The organism is Streptomyces flaveolus, from assembly GCF_000716535.1.
In the GTDB taxonomy this organism is placed as follows: domain Bacteria; phylum Actinomycetota; class Actinomycetes; order Streptomycetales; family Streptomycetaceae; genus Streptomyces; species Streptomyces flaveolus_A.
The window spans coordinates 48,989-69,147 of the sequence record NZ_JNWV01000010.1; the positions used below are offsets into that span (position 1 = coordinate 48,989).

The window sequence follows — 20,159 nt, forward strand, 5'->3', positions numbered from 1 at the left end:
TGCGTAGGCTGATGGCATGTCCACTGTTCTGATCACCGGTGCCACCTCCGGGCTCGGCCGGTACGTCGCCTTCGAACTGGTCCGCTCCGGTCACCTCGTCCTGGCCCACGGCCGTGACCGGGCGCGCACCGAGCGGCTGGTCGAGGAGCTGCGCACGGAGGGCGCGGCCGAGGGGTTCGTCGCCGATCTCGCCCGGCTGGCCGAGGTGCGGGAGCTGGGCGCGCGGGTGGCCGAGGCGCATCCCGGCCTCGACGTGCTGATCAACAACGCGGGCGTCGGCGCGGGGACACCCGGCTCCGGGCGCGAGCTGAGCGCCGACGGGCACGAGCTGCGGCTCGCCGTGAACTACCTCGCGCCCGTGGTGCTGACGCGCGCCCTGCTGCCGGTCCTGCGGGCGAATCCGCCGGCCCGGATCGTCAACGTCGGCTCGGGCGGCCAGGAGCCCGTCGACCACGCGGACCCCGAGTTCAGCCGCAGCTACAGCGGCCTCTCGGCCTACTGCCGCAGCAAGTTCGCGCTCGCCGCGTACACCTTCACCCTGGCCGAGGAGCTGGCGGGCAGCGGCGTGTCGGTGAACGTGCTGCACCCCGCCACCTACATGGACACGGCGATGGTCCGCGAGGGCGGCATCACCCCGTGGAACTCGGTCGCCGACGGGGCACCGGGCGTGCTGGCGCTGGCCACCCGGGAGACGGGCAGCGGCGGGTACTACGACGGGACGCGGCCGGCGCGGGCGCACGAGGCGGCGTACGACGGGGACGTGCGCAAGCGGCTGGCGGCCGTGACGGAGCAGTTGCTGGCCATGTGAACACCGGGTGGCGCCGGCTCAGTGCAGCCCCCGCCCCGTCTCCAGCACCTCCCGTGCCTGGGTCACCAGCCCCTCCGCGCCGCATGCCCGCGCCAGGTCCAGGCCCCGGCTCAGTTCCGCGACCGAGCGGGCGGCGATGCCGTACTCGACGCGGGCCGCCGCGTGCTCGTACTGGCAGGGTGAGGCCTCCAGCTGGACCGCCCGCTGTCCCGTCGCCAGGGCGGCGGCGCACCGCAGGGCCTCGCCGATGGCGGTGTCCGTGCCGAACCGCTCGGCCTGCCGGCGGGCGTCGGCCGCGAGCTGGGCGGCCCGGTCCGGGTCCTGCCCGGCGAGCGCCTTGGCGAGGTCGATGGACCAGGGCGCGAGCACCGGGTTGTGCCCGCCACGGGAGGCGGCGGTCTTCTCGGCGGCCTCCAGTTCGTTGATGCCGTCCTCGGTGCGGCCGACGGCGAGCAGCAGCCGGCCGCGCACGGAGCGGATGTCGGGCAGCACGATGGTGGACGGGTACGGCGGCGCGAAACCGTACCGCTCGGCGACCGACCAGGCCTCCTCGACCCGGCCCCGGGCCAGCAGGGTGTCGACCAGTCCGCAGGTGGCCGACCAGTACAACGGCAGGCGGCGGCCAACGCGTTCGGCGAGGACGAGGGCCTCGCGCAGGGTGGACTCGGCGTCGCGCAGCCGGCCCTGTCTGCGGTAGGCGAGCCCGAGGAAGGCGTTGGCCAGGGAGAGATGGCCGCCGCGCCAGCCGGCCGTGGTGTAGACGCGCCGGGCCTCGGCGAACAGGCTCTCGGCGCGGTCGAGCCGGTCGGCGTAGGTGTAGGCGCTGCCGAGCATCATCAGCAGTTCCATGCCCCACTCGGGGTCGGTCCAGCCGAGGCCGGGCGCGAGGCGGCCGTTGACGAGGGCCCGGTCGCACAGGTCGATGACCTCGTCGGCGCTCTCGCCGTGGGTCATCGCGTCGAAGCCGCGCAGGATCAGCAGGGCGCGTTCGGCGTTGTCACGGCCGGCGCAGGTGCTCGCCAGCTCGGCCAGGCGCCGGGAGCGGGCCGGGGAGACGGTCTCGCCGTGGATGCCCTCCCACATGAACTGGAAGGCCTGCAACCGCATCCGGACGGGGCCCGCCTCGTGGCGGGCGGCCTCGGCCTCGACCGTGCGGACGGCCTCCTCGAGCTGGTCGTTGTGGAGCAGCGCCTGGGAGAGGCGGACGACGGCGTCGACCCGGTCGTCGCCGTCGAGGCCGGGCATGCCGAGCGCGCTCTGCAGATGGTCGATGGTGACCGCGGGGCTGGTCAGCAGGGTGGCGCAGCCGAGTTCGTAGAGGACGTGCGCGTGCACCTCGGGGAGGGGCGGCTCCGCCAGCGCGCGTTCCAGGCAGCGGCGGGCCGCGTCGGGCGCGCCGACGGCGAGGTGTTCGCGGGCGGCCTCGCGCAGCTGCCCGACCAGTTCCTCGTCGTCGTCCGGGTGCACCTTCAGCAGGTGCCGGGCGGCCTCGGCGGCGCCGCGGCCGCGCTCGGTGATCATCTGCGCGGCCACGCCGTGCATGGCGGTGCACACGCCGGGCGGGATGGAGTTGTAGACGGCGGTGGCGATGAGGGGGTGGACGAACTCCAGCTCGCCGTCGGTCCGTTCGGTGCCGGCGGGCGGCTCGGGTCGGGTGAGGATGCGGGCGTTGCAGAGGAGTTCGGCGCACGTCCGGGCCAGTTCGTCGTTCATGGTGGCGAGTTCGGCGACCATGTCGACGGTGATGCCGGTGCCGAGGATGGCGGCGGCCCAGGCGAACCGGGTCGCCTCCAGACCGAGGCCCTTGAGCCGGTCGACCAGTCCGCCGCCGCGGGCGGCGCGGTTGAGCGCGCGCAGTTCTCCCGCCTGCGCCTCGACCGGCTGGAGTTCGCTGTCCTGCACCTTGGCGAGGAGTTCGACGGTGTCGTAGGGGTTGCCGCCGGTGACGGCCCAGACCTCGCGGCAGAACGCGTCGTCGGCGTGCCGGCCGACGGTGGCGCGGGTGAGTCCGGCGGTGGCGTCCGGGGTGAGGGCGCTGAGGGTGGGGACGGGGCGGCCCGCGGCGGCCACCGCGTCGAGCAGGCGGGCGCTGTCCCCGCTGACCTCGCCGGGCCGGCGGGCGACCACGACGAGGACGGACAGGTCGTCCAGGCGTTCGGCGAAGGCGGCGAGCCAGCGCAGGGTCTCCTGGTCGGCCCAGTGCGCGTCGTCGACGAGCAGGACCAGCGGCCACTGGCGGCGGGAGAGCCGGCGCACCGCGGCGACGAGTCCGTCGCAGACGTACTGCGGGTCGGCGTTGTCGGCTTGCGGTTCCGCTATGCCGAGGGCGGGTCCGGCGATGTCGTACCAGTCGCCGAGGTACTCGCGGGCCTCCTCGGGCAGCAAGGACAGCAGCGCGGGCTGGAGGAGCTGCCGTACGACGTGGAACGGGACGGATCTCAGTGTCTCGGCGCCGCGGGCGGACCAGACGGCGCAGCCACGGCGTTCGGCGATGCGCCGGGTCTCGGCCAGCAGCGCGGTCTTGCCGAGTCCCGCCTCGCCCCGGATGACCAGCAGGCTGCCCGCGGACGACTGGTCCGCGCACAGGACGTCGAGTGCCTGCGCGACGGTGGCGAGCTCGGCGTCCCGCTCCCACAGGGGAGCCGAGCCGGCCGCCGACGGCCGTCCCTCCGTCATCCCGTTACCTCCCCAGGTCGCCCGAATGACGTACAGACCCCGAGCGTAGCCGTCGGGCGGGGCCCGCGGTGGCCGCTCGCGTCAGCTGTTGCCCGGCCGGGTGAAACAGGGGGCGGGCGGGCGACGCGACCGTCCGCGCGACCAGCGGACGGAGTGTCAACGGCGTCTGCGGGAGGGCGCCACCGAGAAATCCGGGGCAAAACATGGCGGTTTGCCCCCTTGGCGGCGGATCCTCTCATCCCGCTTTCACGGTCGCCTCATACGGTGGGGGCATGACGCAGGTGACTCCTCCCGGGTGGTACCCCGACCCCGGGCAGACGAACGACGGTCCGCCCACCGAGCGCTGGTGGGACGGCAAGGCCTGGACGGACCAGACCCGCCCCGCCGGCACGGCCGCCACATGGGGTCCCCCGGCCCAGCCGGCCGAGTCGCACCCGGCAGGCCCGGCGCCCTCGGCTCCCGCCGGGTTCGGCGCCTACCCGGCGTATCCGGGCCAGCAGGGCTTTCCGGGCCAGCAGGGCCATCAGGCGTATCCCGCTCCGCCGCCCGCCCCCTCCCGGCGCGGGCTGCGCACGGGCATAGCCGTCGCGGTGACGGCCGCGGTCCTGGCGAGCATCGGGGTCGGCGTGTACGCCCTCACCAAGGACGGCGGTGGCGGCGACGACCGCGCCGGGTCACGGCAGGGGCAGGACGGCGGCCGGGGCGGGCCGTTCGGCGGGCCCGGCGGCGGCTCGGGCGGGAGCGGCGGGTCCGGCGGCTCGGGCGGGTCCGGTGGGGCCTCGCCGTCCCCGGGTCAGTCGGAGGCGCCGAAGGTCAAGGGCGGCGGCTCCGTGACGGACCCGGTCAACGGCATCAGCCTGCCGGTGCCGAAGGGCTGGACCGGACAGACGATCAGCGTCGGCGCGCAGGTGACCTCCGACGACGCCTACAAGTGCCCGGGCAACACGGCCCAGACGTGCACCGCGGGCGGCGCCTACACGGCTCCGGCGGTGGCGCTGGGCATCGAGGCCGACACGGCGGAGGAGGTCGCGAAGGCGGACATCGCCGCCAACGCCAAGCAGTCGTACGGCGGCACCACCTACGGCAGCATCACCTCGCACGAGGTGCTGGCCTCCGAGGCGGTGACGGTGGCCGGGCAGAAGGGTTATCTCGTGCGCTGGAAGGCGGTCACGAGCAAGGGGTCCGACGGCTACGTCGAGTCGGTCGCCTTCCCCTCCCCCGACGACGCCCGGCAGATCGTGGTGGTCCGCTTCGGCGTGGACGTCGGGCAGAAGCTGTCCGTCATCGACGAGATCCTCAAGGGGATCAAGGTCTCGTCCGGCGGCGGGAGCGGCCAGGACGTCTGAGAGACGGATCGGCCGGGTGGGATCCCCCTCCGCTCAAGAGGAATCCCACCCGGCCGGGGGGTGCGCGCCGCCCCCGTCCCCACGGTGCGGCGCGGGCAGGTCACCGTTCAGTCATCCCGTGAACGGCGGCCTGGGTCTCATGTCAGTCCGAGCGAGGGCAGCACGGCGGCCTCCACGAAGCGGACGAGGTAGTCGGAGTCGGCGTAGTGGCCGTCGACCACCGGGCGCACGCGCAGCACGCCGAACATCATGGCCGGGACGTACTCCAGCGCCGGGTGGCCCGCCCGGACCTCGCCCCGGGCCACGCCCCGGGCCAGGATCTCCTGCAGCGCGGCGATCTCCGGCTCCACCAGGGCCTCGCGCAGCGCCTGGGCCAGCTCCTGGTCCGCCGTCACCGCGTGCCCCAGCGCCTGGAGCAGCCGGGTGTCCTTGCCGGACCAGTCGCCCGCGGCCCGCGCGGCCTGGCGCAGGTCCTCGGCGAGCGATCCGGTGTCGATGCCGGCGAACCTCACCCGGCGGCTGGCGCGCAGCGCCGCCGCGACGAACTGCGGCTTGGTCTTCCATTGCCGGTAGAGCGTGGACTTGCTGCACCGGGTGCTGGCGGCGACGCCCTCCATGGTGACGGACTCGTAGCCGCACTCGCGGATCTGTTCCAGCACGGCGTCGAAGAACTCCCGCTCACGCTCCGGCGTGATCTTGGAGCGGCGCGAGGCGACGACCGTGTCCGGTGCGTCCGCGGCCTGCGACGTCATGCGGTGCTTCCCCTCACTCGTGCCTGTTTCCCGTGGCTGTGCGGCGCCTGGTTCCCGTCCCCGTTCCCAGTGTGGCGCACATCAATCGATACGCCAGTGTACCGGTACTCAAGCGTATCGGTACACTGGCGTATCGGTACGGCAACGTATCGATGAGTTCCGGTGTGGACCGGGGCTCGTCCGCACCACGACACGCACCACCGTCAGCGAAGGGGCCGGGGGATGAATGCCCGAACCGAGCCTGCGGAGGCGGACACGGAACCGGAGACTCCGGCCCGTCCGTCTCTGATACGTGAGTTCCTGCTGGTCGCCGGGCTCTTCCTGGTCTACAAACTGGGCCGCCAACTGGCCACCGGTCACACCGCCGACGCCTTCCGCAACGCCCGGCACGTCTGGCACCTGGAGCGCAGCGCCCATCTCCCCGACGAGGCCGGCGTGCAGTCCGCACTGCTGCACGGCGACACCCTCGTCCACCTGGCGAACACCTACTACGCGACCGTTCACTTCCCGGCCACGCTCGCCTTCCTGGTCTGGCTGTACCTGCGGCGGCCCGTGCACTACGTCTGGGCCCGCCGGGTCCTCGCGGTCCTCACCACGGCCGCCCTCGTCCTGCCCTTCACGTTCCCGCTGGCCCCGCCGCGCATGCTGACCGGGACGGGCCTGGTCGACACCGCCCGGATCTACGGCCCGTCCGTGTACGGCCCGCCGTCCAGCGACCACCTCTCCAACCAGTTCGCGGCGATGCCCTCGCTGCACTTCGGCTGGGCGCTGATGGTGGCGATCGGCCTCATGGCCGCCACCCGGTCCCGGTGGCGCGGGCTGTGGCTGCTGCACCCGCTGATCACCCTGCTGGTGATCGTGGGCACGGCGAACCACTACTGGCTCGACGCGATCGTCGCCACGGCCATGCTCGGTCTCGCGCTCACGGTCGTCCCTCCGCCGCGGCGGACGGCCGGCACGGCGGGACGCGGGACCGGTCTGCTGAGCCCGCACGAGGCCGTCCTGGCGGGAGCGGGCCGATGAGCGCCGCCGCCGTGGCCGCCCTCGGCCTGTCGCTGGTGTCGGCCGTCGCCTACGCGCTGGCCGCCGTCGCCCAGGAGCGCCTCGCCTCGCGCAGCGCCGGCACCGGCCTGCTGCGGCTGCTGGGCACCGGTGCCTGGTGGTCGGCGGTCGGGCTGAACGCCGCCGCCGCGCTGCTGCACGTCGTCGCCCTGAAGTACGGCCCGCTGACCGTCGTACAGCCGCTGGGCGCGCTCACCCTGGTCGCCGCGGTGCCCCTGGGGGCGCGGGCGGCCGGCCGGCGGGTCAGCGCCGCGGAGTGGCGCGGTACGGCACTCACGCTGCTCGGGCTCGCCGCGCTGCTGGTCACCGCCTCCGGCCCGGCGCCCGCCCGGGTGCTGTCGCTGACCGAGGCCCTGGTGGTCGCCGGCACGACCGCCGCCGCGATCGGTCTGCTGTCCTGGCCCGGCGCCCGGCCGGGCCTCAGGCACGCCACCGCGTCCGGCTTCGCCTCCGGTGTCGCCTCCGCGCTCACCCAGACGGTGACCGTCGCGGCCACGGACCGGTCGGGCCCGGCGCTGAGCACCGAGGTGATCGTGGTCGCCGTGCTCGTCGCCGCGTTCGCCGTCGGCGGGCTGCTGCTGTCCCAGACTGCCTATCGCGGCGGTCTAGGCGCCCCGCTGGCCGTGGTCACCCTCACCAACCCGGTGGCCGCCGCGGTGATCGGCCTCAGCCTGCTCGGGCAGGGCCTCCAGGGCGGTGCCGCCGGGGTGCTGCTGGCCCTGGCCGGCGCGGGGCTGGCCGCGTGGGGCGTCGTGCTGCTGACCCGGACGGCACCCGCGTCCGGCGGCCATGACGCGGACGACGAGCACCCGGTGGCAGCGGTGCTGGCACTGGAGCCGGGCACGGCGACCGCGGAACCGGTGCTGCTGCCCCGGCAGCCGGACCAGCCGGGGCATCTCACGGCACTGTGACCACCCGGACATACGGCGGCGGCCGGTGCGCGGAGCGTTCCGCGGGCACCGGCCGCCGTCGCCGTACTGCTTCCTGCCGTCCGGACGTGCCGGTCAGCCCCAGCCGCGCGCGTCCTGCTTGAGCGCGGTGTCCACCGTCAGCGCCGTGGCCACCACGAGGCTCAGCAGCGGTTCGGGGAGCTGGTAGTGGATCTGCAGGACGTAGTTGTCCGCCGTCGTGAACAGCGTCTTGGCGAGGCCTTCCCAGGTCTTGGTGATCCGGGCGACCTCGTTGTCGGCGTGGTCGACGATCGCGAAGTTCCAGGCGCGCCAGTTCTCCGCCTTGATCGCGCCGACCTGCTGGCCGTTCGCCATCATCGCGAAGTTGATCTTCCCGATCATGTTCTTCTGGACGATCTCGCCGACCGGCGAGCCGTCCGGGCGGGTCACGACCACCCGCGACTTGAAGATCTTCGCGGGCCGGGTCAGCAGCAGTTGCGGCTGGCCGTAGGCGTCGCGGATCTCCAGCTTGTGGGTGAGGAACTGGTCCAGGCTGGAGACGAAGCGCAGGATCTTGCGCAGCACGCCCTGCCCGACCTGGGTGACCGAGCCGATCTCCCGGCCGCTCTGATCCATGACCTTGTACTCGTTGGTCAGCTCGATCAGCTTGGCCTTCTGGTTCACGACCAGGACGGGCTCGGTGAAGAGGGTGCCGCCGCCGGGGCCGCCGGCCGCGACACCGGCCTGCTGCTGCACCTGACGCTGCACCTTGGCGTCGCCGGCCTGCTGCTGCGGGAAGGCGGCCTGCTGCGGCGGGACCTGTCCGGCGCCCTGCTGGGCCGGATTGGTGTGCTCGGTCCACTGCGTGCCGTCCCAGTAGCGGAGCGTCTGCGCCGCTCCGTGCGGATCGGGGTACCAGCCTGCAGGAGTGTTCGATTGCGTGGTCACCGGGGCACACTACCCTGCTGTGACCGGTACCTGACCAGCCCGCACGGAGCGGTGTTCATCGCCCGTTCACCCCGTGACGATCGCCGGGTCGCTGACGCCGGGCCGCCCGTTCTCCACGTGCCCGGCGAAGCCGCGCAGGAAGGCCGGGTCGGCCTCGGAGGTCACGGTCAGGTCGTACCAGCGCTTGCTCGCCGCGAGCGCGACGGTGTGCCGCACGGTCGCGCCGGGCCGGACCGTCACCGTCGCCGGGCCACCGTGGTAGCCGTTGACCAGCTTCAGCTTCGCCGTGCCGGAGCCCTTATTGGTGAAGGTGAGCTCGATGTCGTCGCCCTTGTGCCGGGCGGTGACCTCGGGACCGGCGACCTTGTTGCGGCCCTTGAAAACGCGCAGGAAGCCGTTGGGGCCGTGCACGGTGAGGTCGTAGTCGCCGCCGGAGTACGCCGAGTTCCAGGTGTCCGAGAGCGTCTTGCCGGCCTCCGTGGTGTACGTCCAGGGGCCGTCGGTCCGGCTGTTGGACGTGACGAGGAAGACGGCGCCCGCGTGCGCCCCGGAGCCGAACGTGAGCGTGAACTTGCCGGCCGCGGTGTCCGCCGTGCCGTCCACCACGGGGGCGTACTTCAGCGGCCGGGTGGGCCGGCTGCCCTGCTCCTGCTTGGGAAGGGTGCCGCTCGCGGGAGGCTTGGGGACGTAGTCGGGGTGGCGGTCGTGGTCCTTGGGCTGGTAACCGGCCGTGGAGGGCAGCACGACCCGCGCGGTGTCCTTGCGGGAGAAGTCGAAAGCACTGGTCAGGTCGCCGCATATGGCCCGCCGCCAGGGCGAGATGTTCGGCTCCTGTACACCGAAACGACGCTCGATGAACCGGATGATCGAGGTGTGGTCGAGAGTCTCGGAGCAGACGTACCCGCCCTTGCTCCAGGGGGAGACCACCAGCATCGGCACGCGCTGGCCGAGCCCGTAGGGGCCGGCGACATGGCCGGCGTCGCCCTTGAAGAGGTCCGGCGCGGGGTCGACCGTCGACTTGCCCTGGGCGGCCGAGGCCGGCGGGTAGGGCGGGATGACGTGGTCGAAGAAGCCGTCGTTCTCGTCGTAGGTGATGAACAGCGCGGTCTTCCCCCACACGTCGGGGTCGGAGGTGAGCGCGTCCAGGACCTGGGAGACGTACCAGGCGCCGTAGTTGGCGGGCCAGTTCGGGTGCTCGGTGAAGGCCTCGGGGGCGACGATCCAGGAGACCTGGGGCAGCTTGCCGCCCTGGACGTCCGCCTTCAGCCGGTCGAAGAAGCCCTCGCCCTTGCGGGCGTCGGTGCCGGTGCGGGCCTTGTCGTACAGCGGGTCGCCGGGCTTGGCGTTCCGGTACTGGTTGAAGTACAGCAGCGAGTTGTCGCCGTAGTTGCCGCGGTAGGCGTCGTCGATCCAGCCCCAGCCGCCGTTCGCGTCGAGTCCGTCGCCGACGTCCTGGTAGATCTTCCAGGAGACCCCGGCCCGCTCCAGGCGCTCGGGGTACGTGGTCCAGCCGTAGCCCGCCTCGTCGTTGCCGAGGACCGGGCCGCCGCCCTTGCCGTCGTTGCCGGTGTAGCCCGTCCACATGTAGTAGCGGTTCGGGTCCGTGGAGCCGATGAACGAACAGTGGTAGGCGTCGCAGATGGTGAAGGCGTCCGCGAGGGCGTAGTGGAAGGGGATGTCCTCGCGCGTGAGGTACGCCATCGTCGTCGCGGACTTCGCGGGCACCCACTTGTCGTACTTGCCCCCCGCGAAGGCGGTGTGTCCGTCGTTCCAGCCGTGCGGGAGGTCCTGGATGAAGGCCAGGCCCAGGTCGTCGGCGTCCGGGTGGAAGGGCAGGACGTCCTTCGTGCCGTCGGACTGCTTCCAGACGGACCTGCCGTTCTGGGTGACCGCACGGGGGTCGCCGAAGCCGCGGACTCCTCTGAGCGAGCCGAAGTAATGATCGAAAGAACGGTTCTCCTGCATGAGGACGACGATGTGCTCGACGTCCTCCACCGATCCGGTGCGGTGGTGGGCGGGCAGGGCGGCCGCGCGCTGGATGCTGCTGGACAGCGCCGTGAACGCCGTGGTGGCGCCGGCGATCTGGAGGAAGCGCCGCCGGTTGACTTCGGGCATGGGTGAGGGTCCTCTCATCCTGACGTACGCGATGCCGCCAGATGACGGAATCCGCGCGGAGCGAGTGTTCCAAGAGCAGCAAACGTCAGGGAAGGGTGTGATGGCGCCCGTGTGAAACTCGGCGGTACGCGTGGTGCCGCGTCACCGGGTCGCCCCTGACCCGGTGACGCGGCGGCGGACGACGGCGCTCAGGACGTCGTGTACGCCTCCACCTCGCTGAACTGGCCAGCCGGCCAGCCCGTGTTGGCGGTGACGGTCAGGCGCAGGTAGCGCAGGTTCGTGCCACTCGGCAGGGTCACGGTCGCGGTGTTGCCGGTGGCCGGGTCGAAGCGGTAGCCCTGCGCGCCCAGCACGGTCGAGTAGCCGGAGCCGTCGGTGCTGCCGAGCACCGTGACGGTCTGGGTACGGGCACCCCAGGCCGAGGACGGCGGCAGCTTCAGCACCAGGCGGCGCACGGCGTAGGAGGAGCCGAGGTCGACCGTGAGGGACTGCGGGAAGGCGTTGTTGGCGGACTCCCAGTACGAGTTCGCGTCACCGTCGACCGCCTTGCCGGGGGTGTAGACGTCCTGGGAGCCGGTCGCGGTGGCCGGACGGCCCTTGGCGAGGTTGCGGTTCGGGTCGGGCTCCGGGTTGCCCTGTCCGGGCTGCGGCCAGGTGGAGCAGTCCGACCAGGTGCTGGACCAGCCGGAGTTGCCGCCGCCGTCGGTGAGGGCGAAGGAGCCGGAGTTCGCCGGGTAGGGGCAGTTGTAGACGCCGGCCGCGCCGACCTGGGTGGCGGTGACGTTCTTGAAGGTCGCCGCGCCCTGCGCCTCGGCCTGGACCACGACCGTGCCGGTGTTCCGCACGGTCGCGCCGGTGACGTTGACGTTCCGCACCGGGTAGCCCTGCCCGCCGCCGGAGACGAACTCGAAGGCGCTGTAGGGGCTGTCGGTGATCGTCGTGTTGGTGATGTTGACGGTGGCGTTGATGGCGCTGTCGTAGGAGTCGACGCGCAACGCGCCCATCGGATGGTTCCAGTTGGGGTTCATCGCACCGGTGCGCACCAGCGTGTTGCCGTCGACCGTGATGGTGCCCGCGAGGGGGCTGAACGGATCGAGGAACTTCTGGTTGGAGATGGCGATACCGCTGCCGAGGGCGTTGGTGTCGGAGATCAGGTTGTTCCGTACGGCGATGTCGGTGCCGCCGTAGATGGCGATGCCGTTGGCGAGGTTGGGCTGCGAGATCGTGTTGTTCTCGAAGCTGGAGTCGGTGTCCGGGGAGTACAGCGACCACATGGCGAGGGAGTCGTCGCCCTGGTTGCGCAGGAAGTTGTTGCGGACGCGGACGCCCTTCGCCGTGCCGTTGAGGTTGAGGCCGTCGGCGGTGGTGTCGAGGATGCGGTTGTTCTCCACCACCAGGTTGTCGTTGTTGCCCGTGAGCCACAGGCCGACCTTCAGGTGCTGGATCCACATGCCGGAGACCGAACTGTTCGGCCCGAGCGAGCCGTTGACGAAGTTGTCCGGGCTGGAGTCGACGCGTTCGGTGACCTCGCCGATGACCGCGAAGTCCTTGATACGGACGTTGCCCGCCGAGCCGGACTGGTCGATGAAGCGGGAGGTGTGCACGACCGAGTACCAGCTGCCGGCACCTTGCAGGGTCACGTTCTGCACGCCGCTGAGCGAGGAGGTGATGCGGTAGTCGCCCGGCGGTATCCACACCGTGCCGCCCTGTGCGGCGGCGATGGCGTCCCGGAAGGCCTGGGTGGAGTCGCCGTTGCCGCTGGGGTCGGCGCCCTTGGAGACGACGGACACCGATCCGGCGGGCTGGCCGGCGGCCGCTGCCACCTGCTCGAAGTCGGCGACGTCGACGGTGACCTGGACGCCGGCCGCCTCGACGGCGACCTTGTCGCCGGCCTGGACGGTCTGCCCGAGCAGCATCCGGGTGTTGTCGAAGAAGTGGTGCGTCTTGGCGCCGGGGATCCAGCCGGTGTCGATGTACGAGTACTTGGAGGTCACCGGCAGGGTCTTGGTGAGCCGGGTGCCGTTGACGTACACGTTGAGGGCCCCGGACTGGCCGTCCGGCACGCTGTAGGCGATGTTCACCGCGTTGGCGGCGCGCGGCACGGTGAACTCCACCCGCTGCCCGGCGGACAGCCGGACGGCCTGCCGGCCGGAGGCTTCCGAGGCGAGGCTGCCCTGCGTGTAGTCCGGGCCGATCTTCGTGCCGTTGCCGGTCGCCGACTCGGCCTCCACGGAGGTGAAGGGGAGGGTGGCACCCGCGGCCGCGTGGGCGGCCGGGGCGACGGTGACGAGCATTCCGGCGGCGAGGGCGACGACCGCCCCGATGGCCGGCATGCGCCGGAGGTGTCCGGCGGTGCTGCTGTGCATGTGCTGATCCCTTCGTGGTGGGGGTGCGTGGGATAGCAAGGTGCGTACGGGCGCGGCTCAGGCGCGCAGCCAGGCCGCCGTGTCCTGCGGCAGCCGGCCCGCGTCGTCCAGCGGGCCGCTGCTGAGCAGGAGCCGGGAGTGCGCGGGAAGGTCGGCGGGCGTGGCAGCGAGGTTGACCACGCACAGCGCCGCGTCCGCGCGGGAGAAGGCGAGCACGCCGTCGGGGGCGGGCAGCCAGGTCAGGGGGCCGTCGCCGAACTCGGGGCGCAGCGCGATGGCCTCGCGGTAGAGCGTGAGCAGGGAGTGGGGGTCCCGCTGCTGACGGTCGACCGCGTACGAGGGCCAGTCGGCCGGCTGCGGCAGCCAGGGCTCCTCGCGGGAACCGAAGCCCGCGTACGGCAGTTCGGCGGCCCACGGCAGCGGCACCCGGCAGCCGTCGCGGCCGGGGTCGACGCCCCGCGAGCGGAAGTACATCGGGTCCTGGATGCGGTCGGCCGGGATCTCGGCCTCCGGCAGGCCCAGCTCCTCGCCCTGGTAGAGGTACACCGACCCGGGCAGCGCGAGCGACAGCAGGGCGGCGGCCCGCGCCCGGCGGGTGCCGAGCGCGAGGTCGGTCGGGGTGCCGAAGGCCTTGGTGGCGAAGTCGAAGGCGGTGTCCTCGCGGCCGTACCGGGTCACCGTGCGGGTGACGTCGTGGTTGCACAGCACCCAGGTGGCCGGGGCGCCGACGGGGGCGTGCTCGGCGAGCGTGGTGTCGATGGAGGCGCGCAGCCGGCCGGCGTCCCAGGGGCAGGACAGGAAGGAGAAGTTGAAGGCCGTGTGCAGTTCGTCGGGGCGCAGGTAACGGGCGAAGCGTTCGGGGTCGGGGAGCCAGACCTCGCCCACGAACACGCCGCCGTACTCGTCGGCGACCCGGCGCCACGAGCGGTAGATGTCGTGGAGTTCGTCGCGGTCGACGAACGGGTGCGGCTCCGGGTGCGTGGCGAGGTCGGGGAGGTCCGGGTCCTTGGCGAGGAGGGCCGCCGAGTCGATGCGGACGCCGGAGACGCCCCGCTCGAACCAGAAGCGCAGGATGTCCTCGTGCTCCTGGCGGACCGCCGGGTGCGCCCAGTTGAGGTCGGGCTGCTCGGGGGTGAACAGGTGCAGGTACCAGTCGCCGTCGGGCAGCCGGGTCCACACCGGCTCGGTGGAGCCGACGAACTGGGACGGCCAGTCGTTCGGCGGGAGTTCGCCGTGCGCGCCGCGGCCGGGCCGGAAGTGGAACAGCTCGCGCTCGGGGCTGCCGGGCCCCGCGGCGAGCGCGGCCCGGAACCAGGGGTGCTGGTCGGAGACGTGGTTGGGCACGATGTCGACGATGGTCCGGATGCCCAGCTCACGGGCCTCGGCGATGAGTTTCTCGGCCTCGGCGAGGGTGCCGAAGGCGGGGTCGATGGCCCGGTAGTCGGCGACGTCGTAGCCGCCGTCCTTCAGCGGAGACACGTACCAGGGCGTGAACCACAGGGCGTCAACGCCGAGTTCGGCGAGGTACGGCAGCCGGGCGCGGACGCCCGCGAGGTCGCCGGTGCCGTCGCCGTCGCCGTCCGCGAAGCTGCGGACGTACACCTGGTAGATGACGGCCGAGCGCCACCAGTCAGGGTCTTTCCGGGCATGGCTGGGCTGTCCCACTGAGCTTGCCTTTCTGTAGACGGGGCGGCGGCGTCAGCCCTTGGTGCTGCCCGCGCTGATCCCGGCGATGATGTGCCGCTGGAAGACGAGGAACAGCGCCACCATCGGGATGCTGGCGATCACCATCGCGGCGATGAGCACGGTGAGCTGGATGTTCTGCGAGAGCTGGACCAGGGCCACGCTGATCGGCTGTTTTCCGGTGTCGGAGAAGACCATCAGCGGCCACAGGAAGTCCTGCCAGACGGCGACCAGCGCGAAGATCGACACCACGCCGAGCACCGGCCGGGACATGGGCAGGACGACGGACCACAGGATGCGGAGCCTGCCGGCGCCGTCGATCTCGGCGGCCTCCAGGACATCGCGCGGGAGCTGGTCGAAGAACCGTTTGAGCAGGTAGAGGTTGAAGGCGTTGGCGACGGCCGGCAGCCAGATGGCCAGGGGGTCGTTGAGCAGGCTGGTGTGGATCAGCGGCAGGTCGGCGACGGTCAGGTACTTCGGGACGACCAGCGCCTGTGCCGGGACCATGAGGGTGGCGAGGATGCCGCCGAGCACCACCTTGCCGAAGGCGGGCTTCAGCTTGGACAGGGAGTAGGCGGCGGCCGTGCAGAACACCAGCTGGAAGGCCCAGGCACCGGCCGCCTGGACGAGCGTGTTCCCCAGGTGCCGCGGGAGCTCCATGAGGTCCCAGGCGTCGGTGTAGCCGCTGAGGTGCCAGTGCTCGGGGAGGAGCGTCGGCGGGGTCCGGGCCACCTCGTCCGGGGACTTCAGGGCGCCGGTCACCATCCAGTAGACGGGGAAGAGGAAGGCGAGCGCGAAGAGGACGACGACGGCCGTGAACACCGTCCAGTAGAGGGCCTTGCCGCGCGGGCGGGCGAGGGTGGCCGGGGAGATCAGGGTGCGGGTGCCGGTGGTCATGCGTCCCCCTCGGAGCGGGTGAGCCGCAGGTAGACCGCGGAGAAGGCGCCGAGCAGCAGCAGGAGCATCACGCTGAGGGCGCAGGCGCCGCCGAAGTCGTTGTAGAGGAAGGCGTATTTGTAGATGAGGTAGAGGACGGTGACGGTGGAGTTCTCGGGGCCGCCGCCGGTGATGACGAACGGTTCGGTGAACACCTGCATGGTGGCGATGATCTGAAGGAGCATCAGCATCAGGATCACGAACCGGGTCTGCGGGACCGTGACGTGCCGGACGCGCTGGAGGAGGTTCGCGCCGTCCAGTTCGGCCGCCTCGTACAGCTCGCCGGGGATGGACTGGAGGGCGGCCAGGTAGATGAGGACGGTGCCGCCCATGTTGGCCCACGTGGCGACGATGACCAGCGAGATCAGCGCGGTGTCGGCGCCGTTGGACCAGTTGGAGGTGGGCAGGTGCAGGAAGCGGAGCGTCTCGTTGGCCAGGCCGGCTCCGGGGTCGTAGAACCACTTCCACAGCAGGGCGCTGACCACCGGCGGGATCATCACCGGCAGGTAGACCACGACCCGGAAGAAGGCCTTGGCGTGCCGCAGCTCGTTGAGCACGAGGGCGAGGACGAAGGGGATCGCGAAGCCGATCAGGAGGGCCAGCAGGGTGAAGGTGAGGGTGTTGCGCCAGGCGGCCGTGAACTCGGGGTCGTGCAGGACCCGGGTGAAGTTGGCGGTGCCGACCCACTCGGGCGGTGAGCCCGGGGTGTACTTCTGGAAGGCGATGACGACCGCGCGGATCGCCGGGTACCAGGAGAACAGGGCGAAGCAGAGCAGGCCGCCGAGGAGGAAGCCGTAGGCGCGGATCTGGTCGGTCAGGCGGCGCCGCCTCCGGTCCCCTGCCGGGGGCGGCGCCTGGACCGGGAGAGCCGAGGCCTGCGCCTCGGGCCGTCGCTCGGCCGTCTTCGTCATGGTGGTCAGCTCCGGGCCAGAATGCTGTCGATCTTGCCGGACGCCTCCTTGAGAAGCTGGTCGATGTCGGCGTCCTTCTTGGTCAGGACGGCGGAGACGGCGCCGTCGAGGACGGAGTAGATCTGCTGGGCGTGCGGCGGCTCGATCTTCAGCTGGAGCTTGTGGTTGCCGTCGAGGAACGCCTGGTAGTTCTCCACCGGGACGTTGGCGTTGGCCTTCTTCACCCGCTGGTCGGTGGCGTCGGCGGCGCCGGTGAACAGGCGCGGCTCGGGCAGGCCGACGGGGGCGTCGTGCTTCTTGGCGCGCGCGTAGTCGCCGAGGAAGCCCTTGCCGGGGGTGAGGAACATGTGGTCGAGCCACTTCAGGCCGGCCCGGATCTGGGCGGGCGTGGCCTTCTTGTTGAACATGTAGCCGTCGCCGCCGATGAGGGTGCCCTTGCCGCCCGGCATGGGGGCCAGGGCGAGGTCCTTGTAGTTGCCGCCCTTCTCCTTGACGAGGATCGGGATGTTGTCGGGGGCGGCGAGGTACATGCCGAGCTTGCCCGAACCCATCATCTGTTGCGCGTCGTTGATGACGAGGAGCTGCTTGCTGCCCATCGAGTCGTCGGTCCACCGCATGTCGTGCAGGTTCTTCAGGACGGCGCGGCCCTCGGGGGTGTCGATGGTGGCCTTCTTGCCGTCCGCGCTGACGACGTCGCCGCCCTGGGAGTACAGCTCGGCGGTGAAGTGCCAGCCGCCCTGGTTCTGCGCGCTGTAGTCGGCGTAGCCGACGGTGCCGTCGCCGAGGGCGGCGATCCTCTTGGCGGCGGCGCGGACCTCGTCCCAGGTCGCCGGGGGCTTGTCGGGATCCAGGCCGGCCTTCTCGAAGAGCGCGCGGTTGTAGATCAGCCCCATCGAGTATCCGGTGCGCGGGATGCCGTAGACCTTCCCGTCGACGGTGTAGATGTCCCGCAGCTGCTTCTGGATGCTGTCGTAGTTCTTGAGTTCCTTGAGGTACGGGGTGAGGTCGGCGGCCTGGCGGACGTCGACGACGTGCCGCGCGTCCGTGAAGTACGTGTAGAACACGTCCTCCATCTGGCCGCCGGCGAGCTTGGCGTCGAAGGTCTTCGGGTCCTGGCAGGGGAAGGCGTCGTGCGCGACGACGTCGATGTCCGGGTTGGCCTCCTCGAAGGCCGCGATGTCCGCCTCGAAGAAGGAGCGGTCGAGCTTGGCGCTCCTGGGCGGCTCGCAGTTGACGGTGATGCGGGTCTTGCCGCTCGCCGAGCCGTCGTCACCGGACCCGCAGGCGGTGGCGGCGAGGGCGAGGGAGGAACAGACGCCGATCGCGAGGACGGCACGGCGGAACCCGGTGTGTCTCATCGGTGGACCCCTCATGGCACTCATGGCAGGAGCGGTGGGCGTCGCACACTCAAGCACCGCCGACATCGGACCGCAAGATGTCGCGCAGAATCTGCAATTGTTCGACAGCAGGCTGGATCTTCCGGAGTTCAGTCCCGCGGGGCTTGCGCGGTGGAGCCGCGCACCACCAGCTCCGGCTCGAACAGCAGCTCCTCGGCGGGTACGGCGGTGCCCCCGATCTGCGCGTTCAGCAGTTCCACGGCCGCGCGCCCCATGGCCTCGATGGGCTGGCGGACTGTGGTCAGCGGGGGTTCGGTGCAGTTCATGAACGCCGAGTCGTCGTAGCCGACGACCGAGATCCGGCCCGGAACGTCGTACCCCTTGCGGCGCGCCGCCCGCACGGCGCCGAGCGCCAGCGGGTCGGAGGCGCAGATGATGCCGGTGACGCCCCGGTCGATCAGCCGTGCGGCGGCCGCGTGGCCGCCCTCGATGGAGAAGATGGCCCGCGCGACGAACTCGTCCGGCAGATCGCCGGCGACCGCCCGGGCGGCGGCCAGCTTGCGCGCCGACGGCACGTGGTCACCGGGGCCGAGCACCAGCCCGATGCGCTCGTGGCCGAGGGAGGCCAGGTGCCGCCAGGCCTGCTCGACGGCGACGGCGTCGTCGCAGGACACGCCCGGGAAGCCGAGGTGTTCGATGGCCGCGTTGACCAGCACGACCGGGATGTTGCGCTCGGCGAGCAGCCGGTAGTGGTCGTGCGGCGCGTCGGCCTGGGCGTACAGGCCGCCGGCGAAGACGACGCCGGAGACCTGCTGCTGGAGCAGCAGCTCGACGTAGTCCGCTTCCGACACCCCGCCCTTGGTCTGGGTGCACAGCACCGGGGTCAGCCCGAGCTGGGCCAGGGCACCGCCGATGACCTCGGCGAACGCCGGGAAGATCGGGTTCTGCAGCTCGGGCAGGACGAGACCGACGAGCCGGGCGCGCTCACCGCGCAGCTGGGTCGGGCGCTCGTAGCCGAGGACGTCGAGAGCCGTCAGCACCGCCTGCCGGGTGGCTTCGGAGACTCCGGGCTTGCCGTTGAGGACCCGGCTGACCGTGGCCTCGCTGACCCCGACCTTCTTCGCCACTTCCGCAAGTCGTCGCGTCATGGACGCAAGCGTAGCGCAAATCACGCAAGTGGCTTGCGTTGCGACGTCGGCGGGGCATCGGGTCCGTGAGGAGTGGGTGGCGTGCGCATGAGTCGGTGGGGTGCGTGAGGAGCGGGTGGAGCCCGCACGAGCGTCGGTGGTGTGCGAGGAGGCTGTGGCGCCCGCACCAGGCTGTGGCGTGCGTGAGGAGTCTGTGGCGCCCGCACGAGCCAGAGGCGTGGCGCCCGAACTCGGGGGCGTCCGCACGAGCCCACGGGTGCGCAAGAACTCGGGGCGCCCGCCAGAGAAACGGCAGGCCCGCGCCGGCCGGCGGAGCCGTCGTGCCGGCCCGGCGCCGTCGGCGACCTGAACGCCGGCGGTGCCGGGTCAGTCCTCCGTGGACGGCACGACCGTCAGGTGCGAGGAGGCGTCCCGCGAGCGGCGCGGACGACGCACCGGTGCGGCGGGCCGGCGGGGGTCGCGCAGGACCATCGTCAGACGCCGGTACCCCAGCTCCCGCAGCGGCTGGGGGATCTCCTCGACGATGCGGCACTCGGTGCGCCCGCGCCGCGGGTCCGGGTGGTGCAGGAGGCGTACGGCGCCGTCGAGGCGGGTCGCGGCCTCGCCGACGGCCCGGATCCAGTGCGGCAGGCCCTGCCGGTAGGCGGCCTCCATGATCGGGTCCTGGGCGATCTCCCGGCGGACCGCCTGGAGATCGTGGTCGTGTCCGTGGGTCTCCAGGACGGTCCGGAGCTGGGCCAGCATCGGCAGGCACCAGCCGGACTCGTGCTCGCCGAGGACCTCGCCGGCGTCGGGGTGGAAGAGCACGAACCGGAGGAAGTTCTCCCCCGGCATGGCCGTCGGGTGGGGGCGCACACCGAGGAAAAGTGTCTCGAACGCGCTGTTGGCCATGACCACGTTCCAGTGGTGGTCGACGACCAGGGACGGGCAGGACTGTGACTCCAGCAGCGCTCCGTAGTCCTGGAGGTACGCCTGGATCTCGCAGGTGTCGGGGACGGGCCGCGGTGCCGGCCGCTGCCCTCCTGCCTGATATGCCATCGGGAGGTCACCCCTCTTGCCTCTGCGGCCTTTCTCGCGGCGAGTGCGATCCTGCTGCCCAGGCAAGAGCCATGTCAACTATCGTGGCATTTCGTGCCGGTTGACGGCTGAAATTCGCCACAGTTGTGGCGACACCTGGATGT

At 71.8% G+C, this 20,159-nt stretch carries 15 protein-coding genes; 4 read left to right on the top strand and 11 right to left on the bottom strand.

Annotated elements, in window-relative coordinates; translation table 11 throughout:
- Positions 1–16 precede the first annotated feature (16 nt).
- On the top strand, positions 17–808 hold the full coding sequence (locus OO52_RS12210) for an SDR family NAD(P)-dependent oxidoreductase (protein WP_030643276.1): 792 nt from the start codon (positions 17–19) through the stop codon (positions 806–808).
- 18 nt (positions 809–826) lie between these two features.
- Here the strand turns inward: OO52_RS12210 and OO52_RS12215 are convergent, their stop codons facing one another.
- Positions 827–3,484: an ATP-binding protein gene (locus OO52_RS12215; protein WP_030937407.1), complete on the bottom strand. Its 2,658-nt coding sequence runs from the start codon at positions 3,482–3,484 to the stop codon at positions 827–829.
- A gap of 272 nt (positions 3,485–3,756) precedes the next feature.
- Here OO52_RS12215 and OO52_RS12220 point away from each other — a divergent pair, with 272 nt between their 5' ends.
- Positions 3,757–4,830 carry a DUF2510 domain-containing protein gene (locus OO52_RS12220; protein ID WP_030643281.1) on the top strand — a complete coding sequence of 358 codons (1,074 nt, stop codon included), beginning with the start codon at positions 3,757–3,759 and terminating at the stop codon, positions 4,828–4,830.
- 137 nt (positions 4,831–4,967) lie between these two features.
- Here OO52_RS12220 and OO52_RS12225 read toward each other — a convergent pair whose 3' ends face one another.
- Positions 4,968–5,582, bottom strand: coding sequence for a TetR/AcrR family transcriptional regulator (locus OO52_RS12225; RefSeq protein ID WP_030643284.1), 615 nt, complete (start codon positions 5,580–5,582; stop codon positions 4,968–4,970).
- A 222-nt stretch (positions 5,583–5,804) separates the two neighbouring features.
- Here OO52_RS12225 and OO52_RS12230 point away from each other — a divergent pair, with 222 nt between their 5' ends.
- A complete protein-coding gene (locus OO52_RS12230; RefSeq protein WP_030643286.1) occupies positions 5,805–6,605 on the top strand; it encodes a phosphatase PAP2 family protein in 801 nt (266 codons plus the stop codon).
- Positions 6,602–7,555, top strand: coding sequence for a hypothetical protein (locus tag OO52_RS12235; RefSeq protein WP_030643288.1), 954 nt, complete (start codon positions 6,602–6,604; stop codon positions 7,553–7,555). The genes OO52_RS12230 and OO52_RS12235 overlap by 4 nt, the downstream gene beginning before the upstream one ends.
- Before the next feature lie 93 nt (positions 7,556–7,648).
- Here OO52_RS12235 and OO52_RS12240 read toward each other — a convergent pair whose 3' ends face one another.
- From OO52_RS12240 to OO52_RS12280, 9 genes are all read right to left on the bottom strand, one after another.
- The gene (locus tag OO52_RS12240; RefSeq protein WP_030643291.1) at positions 7,649–8,482 is read right to left on the bottom strand and encodes a phospholipid scramblase-related protein; all 834 of its coding nucleotides are present in this window, start codon (positions 8,480–8,482) and stop codon (positions 7,649–7,651) included.
- 66 nt (positions 8,483–8,548) lie between these two features.
- Positions 8,549–10,597, bottom strand: a complete 2,049-nt coding sequence (locus tag OO52_RS12245; protein ID WP_030643293.1) for a phosphocholine-specific phospholipase C — start codon at positions 10,595–10,597, stop codon at positions 8,549–8,551.
- A 188-nt stretch (positions 10,598–10,785) separates the two neighbouring features.
- On the bottom strand, positions 10,786–12,963 hold the full coding sequence (locus OO52_RS12250) for a discoidin domain-containing protein (protein ID WP_030643303.1): 2,178 nt from the start codon (positions 12,961–12,963) through the stop codon (positions 10,786–10,788).
- A 57-nt stretch (positions 12,964–13,020) separates the two neighbouring features.
- The gene (locus OO52_RS12255; protein ID WP_030643305.1) at positions 13,021–14,628 is read right to left on the bottom strand and encodes a glycoside hydrolase family 13 protein; all 1,608 of its coding nucleotides are present in this window, start codon (positions 14,626–14,628) and stop codon (positions 13,021–13,023) included.
- A gap of 33 nt (positions 14,629–14,661) precedes the next feature.
- Positions 14,662–15,543, bottom strand: coding sequence for a carbohydrate ABC transporter permease (locus tag OO52_RS12260; RefSeq protein ID WP_030643307.1), 882 nt, complete (start codon positions 15,541–15,543; stop codon positions 14,662–14,664).
- Positions 15,540–16,493 carry a carbohydrate ABC transporter permease gene (locus tag OO52_RS12265; RefSeq protein ID WP_030643309.1) on the bottom strand — a complete coding sequence of 318 codons (954 nt, stop codon included), beginning with the start codon at positions 16,491–16,493 and terminating at the stop codon, positions 15,540–15,542. Before OO52_RS12265 ends, OO52_RS12260 begins: the two co-directional genes overlap by 4 nt.
- Positions 16,494–16,498: 5 nt before the next feature.
- Entirely contained in the window at positions 16,499–17,851 is a 1,353-nt protein-coding gene (locus OO52_RS12270; protein WP_030643311.1) for an ABC transporter substrate-binding protein, read from the bottom strand.
- Between the two features lie 128 nt (positions 17,852–17,979).
- A complete protein-coding gene (locus tag OO52_RS12275; protein ID WP_030643313.1) occupies positions 17,980–18,978 on the bottom strand; it encodes a LacI family DNA-binding transcriptional regulator in 999 nt (332 codons plus the stop codon).
- 366 nt (positions 18,979–19,344) lie between these two features.
- Positions 19,345–20,016: a hypothetical protein gene (locus tag OO52_RS12280; protein ID WP_030643315.1), complete on the bottom strand. Its 672-nt coding sequence runs from the start codon at positions 20,014–20,016 to the stop codon at positions 19,345–19,347.
- Positions 20,017–20,159 lie beyond the last annotated feature (143 nt).